Genomic DNA, 13,110 nt, shown 5'->3' with positions numbered 1-13,110 from the left:
GCCATCCGAAGTCGAAATGAAAAGATAAGATGGATCACAATAATGCGCAGATGGGTATTTTAAACCAAAGTTAACCTCACAAGATATTGATCTTGTTCATCATCAAAAATAATTTCACAGGTCCAACCCACCTCTGAGGCCATTTTTTTAACGGTATCCGGATCAACATACAACCAGTTAAACCAATTTCCTTTTTCTCCTTTATATTCGTATTGATAAGAAACCTCGCCATAATAACGGTTCTGAGGTTTTGGTAAATCATGGTACAGATAAGCAATATCCGATGTATCGAAAAGCACCTGTCCACCGGGATTGATTAGTTCTTTTAACTTTTCAAGAAAGTCTTTGAAAACAGTTAAAGTGCCGGTTAAACCGATTCCGTTCATTAGCATTAAAACGGTATCAAATTTCTCCGTATATGTAAAAATGTCCTGTAATAAAGCCTTTTTTATGCCCCTGTCTTTCATAATGTCAACCGCAGCTTCCGATACATCGATTGCCGTAACATCCCCATTAAATGCCTGCAAAACCAGCGCATGACTTCCAACACCTGCACCAACATCCAGTACCTTTCCCTTACACATGTGCAGAGCCTGAAGTTCCAGAACCGGCATTTCCTCCTCATCGCGAAAGAAAAAATCTATCGGCATTTCTTCGGGCTTATCGTAAGAATTGTGCAGCAAAAGCACGCCTGCGACTCCAGTTTTATAGAAATCTGTTAACGCTTTACCAAAAACATCCATAGCACAAAGATAGTTAGAAAGCTTAGAGGAAGGACAGAAAATCGAAATATGGCATGTGGATATTGTGCTTTATCCTGTTAAAAAAGAAAACATCAGTGCGCTGATTAATTGCATTGAATGCCAGAATACATTACATGTGAATCATGAGCCAATTCATAGGATTAAAGTAAAAAGGGTTCCGATGAAAATCGGAACCCTTAGCATAACTTATTTTTTAATTAATTACTGTGCAGGAAAACTAAAATTAAATGTTCCTTGCTCACTTACACCAGACATATAAATCAAGTTATTTCTGGTTTGAGGTAATGCTTTTTGAACATCAGCAACTGAGTTTACCGGTTGTCCATTCACTTTAGTAATGATTAAGCCTTTTTCAACACCAATATTATCGAATGCCTTACCTGTAACAACTGAACTTACCACAACCCCACTGCTTACACCATATTTAGATTTCTGTGCTGGCGTAGCCGGAACGAACGTGGCGCCAAGTTTGGAAACCTCGATGCTTTTTGTAGCGGCAGTTCTGGTATTTGCGCCTAAACTGGCCTCATCTTTTAGCGTAACACTGTAATCCTTTAAAGAACCGTCTCTTAGGACTGTCAATTTAACTTTGTCTCCAGGGTTTAAACGTCCGATTCTCTCTTGTAAATCAGGTGAATCATTAATTACAACACCATCAACTTTCTTAATCACGTCGCCTGATTTTAATCCCGCTGCAGCAGCACCACCACCTGGAACAACTTCATTAACATATAATCCACTGATTTCTTTCGTATTTATACCTTCTGGTTTTTCGTCACCACTTAACGGCACAAAATTAACGCCAATATAACCACGTTTTACAGTACCATATTTCATAAAATCATCAACAATTTTACGAGCTAAGTTAACTGGTATAGCAAAACCGTAACCCTGGTTATAGCCGCTTTGAGAAGCAATCGCAGAATTAATACCGACCAATTCCCCGTTAGCATTTACTAACGCACCTCCACTATTACCCGGATTAATCGCGGCATCAGTTTGAATAAATGATTCTATACTTGTATTGGCCGGACGATCGGGTCTTTTACCTGTACGTTGGTATTCACGATATTCTTCCTCTGTAATTTCGTTGCCTTGTTGCTCACGACCAATGATTCCAATGCTCCTGTTTTTAGCACTAACAATACCTGCGGTAACCGTTGTATTAAGATCTAAAGGAAAGCCTACAGCCAAAACCCATTCACCAACCTGAACATTATCGGAGTTACCCATTTTTACAACAGGCAAGCCTGTAGCACTAACTTTAATCAACGCTAAATCTGTGTTCGGATCGCGACCGATTATTTTAGCTTCAACTTTACGCTTATCTGTTAAAATCACTTCTACTTTTTCTGCATTTTCGACAACGTGGTTATTGGTAACAATGTAACCATCCTGGCTGATAATTACACCAGAACCAGACGCTGCTCTTGGTTGACGCTGCATCTGACGACCGCCCCCGCCAAAGAAATCATCGAACATATCCAAAGGAGATGAACCCCTGCCGCCACCGCTTTTTGCAGCATAAGTCGTTTTAATGTGAACCACACCTGGTGCAACTGCTGCTGCTGCCTGTGTAAAATCTGCGGTTCCTGCCGATGATACTTTTAGTGGATTATTGGCAAAATATAAATTCTGTTTCTCTGAAATTGTACTGCCTGTTTGGTTTCGCTCAAATAGTTTGTAGCCCCCAATTGCTGCTGCCCCACCTATAAAAGCAGCTAACACGGTAATTCCTAATATTTTTTTCATGTGTTTGTATATTGTTTTTTAATGGTCATGAAGCTATCAAAAGCTATTCCCTTGTTCATTTGTCTACTTTTGATGGTTTCATGTGTTATATATTGTTTTTTAAAATCCCCTGATATTAAAAGCATTATTGCCAGCTAATTGTTTGCTTAATAATATCCGTTTATTTGTTCGTAAAGGTCGCAAGAGCATTTATTCATTTTGATTTAAGCAGAATGCTCCGGCAGTTTTTTTCTGCTCAAATTTTCTTTTGTAAGTTTATTCAAATTTAATACCATATAAACGATATTTGCATGACCAAAGCGCTTCAAGCGGTGTTAAAAAATGTTAAATTAAAAAACATTAAATCTGAAGCCGCATTTGCAACTCAAATATTGCATTAAATAATGAAGAATAAATGAAAATTAATTTCTTTAAATATCAAGGCGCCGGGAACGACTTTATTTTAATAGATCACACGAAAAGCCCGTTAAAAAACATCGATAATGGCATGATTGAGCGGCTTTGCGACCGCAGATTTGGCATTGGTGCCGATGGACTAATGTATTTAACCGGGCACGACGACTATGATTTTGAGATGCATTATTTCAATTCAGATGGCAAACTTGGCAGTATGTGCGGAAACGGAGGCAGGTGCATTGTTGCTTTTGCAAAGCACTTGGGCATCATCGGGAATGATACTAACTTTTTGGCAGTTGATGGCGCCCATTATGCCAGAATTTCAGCTTCCGGCGATTGGGTGGATCTCCAAATGATTGATGTTGATGCAATAACAAGAGATGCTGACGCGTACGTTTTAAACACCGGTTCACCTCACTATGTTGCACAACAAAGTAATTTAGACATTTTCGATGTCTATACAGCTGGCAAAACCATTCGTAACAATGCTACCTATGCCGACAAAGGCATTAATGTTAATTTTGTTGAGGATAAAGGTGACCACCTATTTGTTCGGACTTACGAGCGTGGTGTCGAAGATGAAACCTTTGCCTGTGGAACTGGTGTAACTGCAGTCGCTATGGCAATGGCGAACTACAAAAATTTAACTGGCCATATCAATACAGATATTAAAGTTTTAGGTGGCGACATCAAAATAGAATTTGATTATGACGGTGAAAATTTTACCAATGTATTTTTATGTGGCCCGGCGAAATTAGTTTTCGAAGGAACAGTAGACTAAGCTTTTTAAACATCATATTTTAGCCAGCGCCTTCGGCCGGAACAACGTCTAGAGGAGAATCTTGTTAAACAGATTACTAGCGTACAAAAATTTAGCTGCGCCGGCATCTCCTGAATCTCGGCTTTGCTCAAACATATACTATAATTAAAAGCATAACTATCAGACAACCTGTAGAACTGTGTACTTTTCACACTAACAAAAGTCAAAACTGCCTGATTTTACACACAATTATTGAAACTAAATCTATACAAATGCACTGGTTTAACAGGGTTTTAACATGTGTCGCAATTTATTTACACATCAATTCATTTTCATAACAAGTACATAAACAACTTTAAAACAGCTATTTAAACCTACTAAAAGGCAATTTTGCATTAAAAATAAATCAATCGATTGATTAAATGACAGAATTTGGACAGACTTATTTTTTTTTAGGCGCTATTTTTGGGCACAAATCTGGAACTTCAAAATCAGATTTTGACAACGCTTTTAGTCCGGAATTAAATTTAAACACACACAAAAATAGTCCATGAGAAAAGTAACAACTCTCTTTTTCAGTGTCAGCATTGCTATGATTTTAGCATCATGTGGCGGCAACGATGATGCTAAAAAAGCTGCAGCTGCGGCAGCAGCTGGCCCTCAAGCTTACCCGGTTTTTACCGTTAACGCACAAACCACAGAACTTAATTCAGATTACCCCGCAACAATTGAAGGCATCCAAAACATTGATATACGTCCTAAAGTAGACGGCTTTATTCAAAAAATATTGGTAGATGAGGGTACAGTTGTGAAAAAAGGCCAATTGCTTTTCACTATTATGGCCCCGCAATATGAGCAGGAAGTAAGAACAGCAAGAGCGGCAATCAGCAGTGCTGAGGCAGATGTGAATGCAGCCCAGTTGCAGGTAAATAAAACTAAGCCCCTGGTAGAAAAAGACATCATCAGTAAATATGATCTCGATGCTGCACAACTGACGCTGCAAAGCAGAAGAGCAGCTTTGGCGCAGGCAAGAGCTACGTTAGCAAACGCCCAGGTTAATTTAGGCTATACTTCAATTACGAGTCCTGTCGACGGTATTGTCGGCAGTATCCCCTTCCGTACCGGAAGTCTGGTAAGCAGCTCTAGTACAGAACCGTTAACCACAGTATCAAACACTTCGAAAGTCTATGCATATTTCTCTCTTAATGAGAAACAGCTCCTGGATTTTTCTAACACCTATAAAGGCAGCACCTTATCGCAGCAAATGAAAAACATTCCGGCGGTAAGTTTGGTTTTGGCAGATGGAACAGTTTACGCTCAGAATGGTAAAATCGAATCAATCAACAGCCAAATTAATACTAATACCGGTTCGGCAAGTTTAAGGGCAACTTTTCCTAACCCTATAGCCTTATTAAAATCTGGCGGTAGTGCATCAGTGAGAATTCCTCAAAAGGTCGAAAATGCAATTCTGGTTCCTCAAAAATCTACAATTGATTTACAGGGTAAGAAATTCGTCTATGTTTTAGGCGATTCTTCAAAAGTTATTAGTACCGAAATTCAGATTATGGATTTGGCTAAAGACAAATTTTTTGTTGTAACCAAGGGCCTCAAAGCTGGTGATAAGATTGTTCTGGAAGGTTTTCAATCCTTAAAAGATGGAATGAAGATTAAACCGGAAGAGAAAAGTACCGATTCAGTTTATGCTGAGTTAAAAAAATAAGCGGTTCCAAATCGTATAGCACAAATCGTAATTCAAAATTATGTTTAAGAAATTTATAGAGCGGCCGGTTCTGTCGACAGTTATATCAATTATCATCGTAATCCTCGGTGTTTTAGGTTTAGCTACGCTGCCGGTTTCGCAATACCCGGAAATTGCACCCCCAACTGTGCAGGTTTCCACTTCATACCAGGGTGCAAATGCCGACGTGGTGATGAATAGTGTAGTTGTTCCCTTAGAGGAACAAATAAATGGTGTGGAGGACATGACTTACATGACATCTACCGCAAGTAACGACGGAACAGCAAGTATTACCGTAAATTTTAAGTTAGGTACCAACGCGGATTTAGCGGCAGTAAACGTTCAAAACAGGGTTGCCAGGGCAACAAGTCTATTACCTGCTGAGGTTACAAGATCCGGTGTAATTACTGCAAAAAGACAGGCCAGTAACGTTTTAATCTTTGGTTTATATAGTGATGACCCATCTTATGATCAAAAGTTTCTGCAGAATTATGCAAATATTAACATCATCCCTCAAATTAAACGTATAAACGGTGTTGGTGATGCAAGTGCATTCGGAACACTAGATTACACCATGCGCATCTGGTTAAAACCTGATGTTATGGCAACTTACGGGTTAGTACCAAGTGATATTAATACGGCCCTCGCCGATCAAAACGTGGAGGCTGCCCCGGGTCAGTTTGGTGAATCTGGTGACCAGGCATTTCAATACACTTTAAAATATACCGGTAGATTAAAAGACGAGGCACAGTTTGGAAACATCATTATAAAATCGGATGCAAACGGACAAATTCTTCGTTTAAAAGACATCGCCAGAATAGAACTGGGCGCCCAAAGTTATGCAAGTTCAGTTAAATTTAATGGCAAGCAGGCTTTAGGTATCGCCATTAACCAGACAGCAGGTTCAAATGCGAAAGAAGTTATTGAGAACTCGATTAAAACTTTAGATGAGGCCCAGAAAACCTTTCCGAAGGGCGTTCATTATTCCACTCTGGTAAATGTGAATGATTTCCTGGATGCATCAATCGAGAAGGTAATTCACACCTTAATCGAGGCATTTATCTTAGTGTTCCTGGTGGTGTTTATCTTCTTACAGGATTTCCGTTCAACTTTAATTCCGGCAATCAGTGTTCCGGTGGCAATTATTGGTACATTCTTCTTTTTAAGCTTATTCGGTTTCACCATCAATTTACTTACATTATTTGCGCTCGTACTCGCAATTGGTATTGTGGTAGATGATGCGATCGTTGTTGTGGAGGCCGTCCACGCGAAATTAGATGAAGGTTACACTGATGCAAAAAAAGCAACAATTGATGCAATGGATGACATTAGTGGTGCGATCATCTCCATCACTTTAGTTATGGCCGCCGTATTTATCCCGGTGAGTTTTATTCAAGGTTCATCGGGCGTATTTTACAAGCAGTTCGGTTTAACACTTGCGATTTCCATTATCCTTTCGGCAATTAACGCTTTAACTTTGAGTCCGGCATTATGTGCGTTGTTCTTAAAACCACATACCGAAGACCATGAAAAAAAGAAGAATTTCTTAAATCGCTTCTACAGTGCTTTTAATACTTCGTTTGACGCTGTAACAGGGAAATACAAAAAATCAGTCAGTTTCCTTTCGCACAACAAATGGATGGTTGGTTTGGGTATTGCATTATTCACGGTGGTTTTAGTTTGGACCATGAATACCACTCCAAAAGGTTTCGTACCAAACGAGGATTTAGGTACAATCATGTCCGATATTTCACTTCCCGCCGGAACATCACAAGAAGAAACTAATATTGTAATCGCACAAATAGACAGTATTGCTCACAAAATACCTGAAATCAAAAATACACTTCGCGTTGTCGGCCGTAGTATGATTAGTGGTTCGGGCAGTTCTTATGGAATGGTAATTTCACGATTGGCACCATGGGATGAGCGCAAACGCGACGTGAAGGCCATCATTGGAGAGCTATTCGCTAAAACCGCTACTATCAAAGGTGCGAAAATAATCTTCTTTGCACCGCCAACCATTCAGGGCTTTGGTACCAGCGGTGGTTTTGAATTCCAACTGCAGGACAAAACAGGTGGCGACATCAAAAAATTCAATGAAATTGGGAATGGATTCTTAGCGGCATTGAGTAAGCGCCCTGAAATTCAATATGCATCAACCTCATTTAACCCGAACTTCCCACAATACCAGATCGACGTTAATGTGGCAAAAGTAAAACAAGCTGGTTTAACGGTGGCTGATGTTTTAGGTGTAATGCAAGGTTATTATGGTGGCGTTTACGCATCAAACTTTAATAAATTTGGTAAACAATTCCGGGTTATGTATCAGGCAGACGCACAATATCGTGCCAACGAACAAACTTTAACAAGAATTTTTGTTAGAAATGGTTCCGGCCAGATGGCACCGGTTTCCGAGTTCATCACCTTAACCAAGGTTTACGGTCCACAAGCGATTTCCCGTTTCAACTTATTTACCTCCATTGCTGTAACCGGTAATCCGAATGCTGGTTATAGTTCTGGTGATGCCCTGAAAGCCGTGCAGGAAGTTGCAGCACAAAGTTTACCAGCAGGTTACGGATACGAGTTCTCAGGCTTGTCACGCGAGGAAATAAGCGGAGGAAGCCAAACGGTATTTATCTTTTTATTATGTATAATTTTCGTCTATTTCTTGCTGGCGGCACAATACGAAAGTTATATTTTACCATTAGCCGTTCTAATCTCTCTGCCAATCGGTTTGGCTGGTGTATTCGTTTTCGACAAAATATTTGGTGTGGATAATAACATCTATACACAAATCACACTCATTATGCTTGTTGGTTTATTAGCTAAAAATGCGATTCTGATTGTAGAATATGCAGTTGATAGAAGAAGAAAGGGAATGAGCATTATAAATGCCGCCATAGATGGCGCAACTGCACGTCTGCGTCCGATTTTGATGACCTCTTTCGCCTTTATTTTAGGCTTATTGCCTTTAATGTTATCATCAGGAGTAGGTGCATCGGGAAATAAATCGATTGGTACAGGTGCTGTGGGTGGTATGCTTATTGGAACACTATTCGGCGTATTCGTAATACCGGCATTATTCATCATTTTCCAAAGCCTTCAGGAGAGAATAAGCAACAAATCGCCGTTTGAAAAAGGAATTGAAAAAGAGCAAACGCCTGAAGAATACGAATTAGCAACGGCTAAAAGTAAACACTAATTTAAACAGACATGAATTTTAGATATAAGTATCCCATTTTAATCGGTTTTGCCATCCTCACTTTTAGTGCCTGTGTAACGAAGAAATACACACGTCCTGAAGTTGGAAGTGCGGGATTATACCGGGATAATAATACCACTGATACAACAACCATGGCAGATTTACCGTGGAAAAGTTTGTTTTCTGACACCACGCTGCAGTCGCTGATTCAGCAGGGAATAAATCAAAATTTAGATTTAAAACAAGCCATAGAACGTATTAGAATTTCTGAGGCTACATTGCGTCAAAGTCGTGCAGCATTTTTGCCTAGTTTACAAGCTGATGTTTCGGTTACTGATGCCAAACAATCCGCTGCTGCATTGAATTTTCCTGCCGGGATTAACATTAATCTGGAAACGCAAACTTACAGAGCGGCACTAAGCACCGCATGGGAGGCTGACATCTGGGGTAAATTAAACAGCGCTAAGCGTGCTGCCTATGCAACATTGTTACAAACTGATGCCGCCAAACGTGCTGTACAAACACAATTAATCGCCACAATTGCCAATAGCTATTATACTTTATTGGCTTTAGATAAGCAATTGGAGATTACGAACCAAACCATCAGCATCAGAACAAAAGATGTTGAAACCATGAAGGCTTTAAAAGAAGGTGCAATTGTAAATGGTGCGGCGGTTGTACAAAGCGAAGCGAATTTATATGCAGCCCAGGTTACTTTGCCTGATTTAAAAAGAAGTATTAAAGAGGCAGAAAATGCGCTAAGCGTTGTGCTCGCCACAGCCCCCGGACCAATTAATCGTAATTCCTTAGACCAGCAAATCCCATACAGCAATTTACAAACCGGAATTTCTGCACAACTTTTACAAAACCGCCCAGATGTTATTGCTGCTGAATTTGGCTTCAGATCGGCGTTTGAAAATACGAATGTCGCAAAAACTTACTTTTACCCGGCTTTAACCTTAACGGCAACTGGTGGTTTAACAAGTTTGCAGTTAAGCAATTTTTTCGATAAGTCTGTTTTTTACAATTTGGTTGGCGGTTTAACCCAACCAATTTTCGCAAAAGGTGCTAATAAAGCCCGCCTAACAACTGCTCAGGCTAATCAACAAATTGCTTTTTACACTTTTCAGCAAACGCTATTAACTGGCGGACAGGAAGTTTCAAACGCTTTGTATGCTTATCAAACCGCAGCAGAAAAAGAAGAAACAAGAGCAAAACAAATAGCTTCGCTAACCAAAGCTGTAGATTTTACTAAAGAATTATTACGCTATAGTTCGGCAACAAATTACACAGACGTTTTAACCTCAGAACAAAGCTTGTTAACAGCACAGTTGAGTGGTATAAACGATAGGTTACAGAAACTACAATCAGTAGTTGAATTGTACCGTGCACTAGGTGGTGGTTGGAAATAACACAACAATACCTATAAAACTAGAGGCATTCTGATTTTTTCAGGATGCCTTTTTTACTTATAGCTACCTATAAATCATTCAACCCAATTTGTTTTCATTCCTATTTCCGTTAATCTTTTGATGTAACCTTAAAATATTGTAAGTTTAAAGTTTTTCAAGCGGGTAGCTTCGGAAAAATTTAACTCAATCAATGTTACGCGTCGATAGCTCTAAAAACTGTAAAGTAGTGTACTCTTTGTGCAAACATGAGTATTTAGGCTATTTAATTGAACCTCATGTGGTTCAGCTTAATCCACAAGGCGACTTCTCTTTTACTTACCAGAGAATTTTCACACATACTGCAGAAGAGTTTAACTCCTGCCTCGACGAAACCGACTATAAGCTGATTAAAATATTAGATGATATCGAACAGGATTCGCTAATAAAAAAACACTATAAAAAATTAATCAGGCCAACAGAATTTTTCACAAAAATTTTTGATGATAAATTTTATGAAACTGTTCGTCCGAAAATCGAAAAAAAGCTTGCAGAGGCTTTAGAAATTCTAAAAGTAAAGGACGAACTTTACCTGATGGATAAGGATGGCTGGCCGGTAGAACGTAAAATTGAATTAGCGTCGGAGCCTGCATCCATTCTCTTTCACTTTCGTCGAAATGAAACTGAAACACGCTATTTCCCTACAATAAAGTATCAAAACCTGCGCATTGAATTTATGTTTAAGGAAGCGCAGATTATTAGCAATAAACCAGCTTGGTTGCTACTAAATGATATTTTATACTTTTTCGACCAGGATATTGAAGGTAAAAAATTACAACCCTTTCTGGCAAAAAGATACATCGCCATCCCAAAATCAACAGAGGCGACCTATTTTGAAAAATTCGTTGCCCCGCTAATCGAAAAGCACCATGTGTATGCAGAAGGTTTCGAAATCAGAACCGAGCAATTTGAGGCAACGCCGGTTCTAAAAGTTTTTTACGTTGACGGCGGTTTGTCACAGATACAGCTTTATTTTAAATATGGTGAATATGTATTTCCTGTAGAAAACGCACATAAAGTAACGGTTAGACTGGAAAAAACTGCCGATAATTATATTTTCCACCGGATTAAACGTTCTGCTGATTGGGAAAAAAAACAGTATAACCTGCTCTTATCACTTGGTTTAAAAAAAACAAGTGCTTTATTCAGTAACCTGGAAGTCATCTCCGGAGAAGATAACCCAAGTTATGCAGCAATAAACTGGGTAAACGAGCATATTGAAAGCCTGGAATCCGCAGGCTTCGAAATTGAGCAGGCAACCGGACAAAAACGTTTCGTTTTCGGCACAAGCAAAATAGATTTGGAGGTTAAAGAAGGAAACGATTGGTTCGATATCAATGCTGTCGTATGGTTTGGCAAATACCAGATTCCGTTCTTATCTTTAAAACAGCACATTCTTCATAAAAGAAGAGAGTTCACTTTGCCCGACGGTGAAGTTGCCATTATTCCTGATAAGTGGTTTACACAATACAGCAGTCTGTTCAGTCTGGCCGAAACCGGTAAAACATTAAAATTGAGGAAACACCACATCGGTTTAATTAATGATTTAGCTGAAGATAGCCTCGCAAACGTAACGTTAGAACGTAAATTACAACGCTTAAGCGATTTCGAAGATATTGCCGATGTGCAAATGCCTGTCCATTTTAAAGGCAATTTGCGTGATTATCAAAAGGCTGGGTACAATTGGTTCAGCTTTTTGCGTGAATACAACTTTGGCGGCTGTTTAGCCGATGACATGGGTTTGGGTAAAACCATTCAAACGCTTGCTATGCTGCAAAAAGCGAAGGAAGATGACCAGCTTGCAGGAACTCAAACCACCTCTTTAATTATAATGCCAACCTCACTAATCTACAATTGGCTAACTGAGGCAAAAAAATTTACACCCAAGCTTAAAATCCTGGCCCACACCGGTACAAACAGGAATAAAGACGTAGCCCACTTCACCAATTACGACATCGTAATTACCACTTACGGCGTTACAAGGGTTGATATTGATGAGTTGAAAAACTTTTATTTCAACTACGTTATTCTGGATGAAAGCCAGAACATAAAAAACCCTTCATCAAAATCTTTCAAGGCAGTCAGAGCTTTGAAATCGCGACACCGTCTAATTTTAAGCGGTACGCCAGTTGAAAATTCAGTAGGCGATCTATGGTCGCAGTTAACCTTTTTAAATCCGGGATTGTTAGGTACGCAGGCTTTTTTCTATGAAGAATATGTTCAGGCAATTGAGAAGAAAAAAGATGAAGAAAAAGCCCGTAAACTTCAATCTATCATAAAGCCTTTCGTACTTCGCCGGACAAAAGAGCAGGTTGCCTCAGAATTGCCTCCAAAAACAGAGCAGGTTATCTATTGCGACATGAGCGAAGACCAGGCGGCATACTATGAAAAAACCAAATCAGCGTACCGCAACGATTTGCTGCAAAGTATGGATGATGGAACATTTGCTCAAAAGCAAGTTCAGCTTTTGCAGGGACTAACGGCTTTGCGTCAGCTGGCGAACCACCCGGTTATGATAGATGCTGAATATCTCTCCGACTCCGGCAAATTCGAAAACGTTATCCATACGCTGGATAATGTGCTTAAAGGCGGACATAAAGTTTTGGTTTTCTCACAATTTGTTAAACACCTTGATATTTTCAAAAAGCATTTCGAAGCGGAGAACATTCCTTTTGCTTATTTAGATGGCGCTACAAGAAATCGGGGAGAAATCGTTTCTGAATTTCAACAAAACGAAGATTTAAAGGTATTCTTAATTTCTATCAAGGCGGGCGGCGTTGGTTTAAATCTAACACAGGCCGATTATGTTTTCATTTTAGATCCATGGTGGAATCCCGCTGTTGAACAGCAAGCCATTGACAGGACACATCGCATTGGTCAGGACAAAAAAGTTTTTATTTATAAATTCATTGCTAAAGATACGGTCGAAGAAAAAATTCTCGCTTTGCAAAAGCGAAAGAAATCGCTCGCTAATTCATTAATTACGACTGAAGAAAGTTTCTTTAAATCTTTAAGTAAAGAAGACATCAGGGATATTTTGAATTAAGTAA

7 protein-coding genes are annotated in these 13,110 nt (G+C 39.3%); 5 read left to right on the top strand and 2 right to left on the bottom strand.

What is annotated here, in order from left to right:
- Positions 1-59: 59 nt before the first annotated feature.
- Together ASF92_RS13520 and ASF92_RS13515 are read right to left on the bottom strand one after the other, a co-directional pair.
- Entirely contained in the window at positions 60-743 is a 684-nt protein-coding gene (locus ASF92_RS13520) for a bifunctional 2-polyprenyl-6-hydroxyphenol methylase/3-demethylubiquinol 3-O-methyltransferase UbiG (RefSeq protein ID WP_056093915.1), read from the bottom strand.
- Positions 744-965: 222 nt separating this feature from the next.
- Positions 966-2,516 (bottom strand): trypsin-like peptidase domain-containing protein, encoded by a 1,551-nt coding sequence (locus tag ASF92_RS13515; RefSeq protein ID WP_056093910.1) that lies wholly within the window; start codon positions 2,514-2,516, stop codon positions 966-968.
- Positions 2,517-2,910: 394 nt separating this feature from the next.
- Between ASF92_RS13515 and dapF the strand changes: the two genes are divergently transcribed.
- From dapF to ASF92_RS13490, 5 genes are all read left to right on the top strand, one after another.
- Positions 2,911-3,693 (top strand): diaminopimelate epimerase, encoded by a 783-nt coding sequence (gene dapF / locus ASF92_RS13510; RefSeq protein WP_056093905.1) that lies wholly within the window; start codon positions 2,911-2,913, stop codon positions 3,691-3,693.
- 529 nt (positions 3,694-4,222) lie between these two features.
- Positions 4,223-5,392, top strand: coding sequence for an efflux RND transporter periplasmic adaptor subunit (locus ASF92_RS13505; RefSeq protein ID WP_056093901.1), 1,170 nt, complete (start codon positions 4,223-4,225; stop codon positions 5,390-5,392).
- A gap of 40 nt (positions 5,393-5,432) precedes the next feature.
- Positions 5,433-8,612: an efflux RND transporter permease subunit gene (locus ASF92_RS13500; RefSeq protein ID WP_056093897.1), complete on the top strand. Its 3,180-nt coding sequence runs from the start codon at positions 5,433-5,435 to the stop codon at positions 8,610-8,612.
- Positions 8,613-8,623: 11 nt separating this feature from the next.
- On the top strand, positions 8,624-10,024 hold the full coding sequence (locus ASF92_RS13495; RefSeq protein WP_056093895.1) for an efflux transporter outer membrane subunit: 1,401 nt from the start codon (positions 8,624-8,626) through the stop codon (positions 10,022-10,024).
- A gap of 190 nt (positions 10,025-10,214) precedes the next feature.
- Positions 10,215-13,106, top strand: a complete 2,892-nt coding sequence (locus tag ASF92_RS13490) for a DEAD/DEAH box helicase (RefSeq protein ID WP_056093892.1) — start codon at positions 10,215-10,217, stop codon at positions 13,104-13,106.
- Positions 13,107-13,110: the final 4 nt, after the last annotated feature.

This window comes from Pedobacter sp. Leaf176, from assembly GCF_001424305.1.
Classification (GTDB): Bacteria; Bacteroidota; Bacteroidia; order Sphingobacteriales; family Sphingobacteriaceae; genus Pedobacter.
Note: the sequence above shows the minus strand (reverse complement) of the source record. Positions and strands in the feature narration are given on the sequence as shown.

Bases quoted from the DNA above. Each gene is read 5' to 3' on its own strand.
- ASF92_RS13520 (WP_056093915.1), bottom strand. From the start codon at position 743: ATGGATGTTTTTGGTAAAGCGTTAACAGATTTCTATAAAACTGGAGTC.
- ASF92_RS13500 (WP_056093897.1), top strand. From the start codon at position 5,433: ATGTTTAAGAAATTTATAGAGCGGCCGGTTCTGTCGACAGTTATATCA.
- ASF92_RS13515 (WP_056093910.1), bottom strand. From the start codon at position 2,516: ATGAAAAAAATATTAGGAATTACCGTGTTAGCTGCTTTTATAGGTGGG.
- dapF (WP_056093905.1), top strand. From the start codon at position 2,911: ATGAAAATTAATTTCTTTAAATATCAAGGCGCCGGGAACGACTTTATT.
- ASF92_RS13505 (WP_056093901.1), top strand. From the start codon at position 4,223: ATGAGAAAAGTAACAACTCTCTTTTTCAGTGTCAGCATTGCTATGATT.
- ASF92_RS13495 (WP_056093895.1), top strand. From the start codon at position 8,624: ATGAATTTTAGATATAAGTATCCCATTTTAATCGGTTTTGCCATCCTC.
- ASF92_RS13490 (WP_056093892.1), top strand. From the start codon at position 10,215: ATGTTACGCGTCGATAGCTCTAAAAACTGTAAAGTAGTGTACTCTTTG.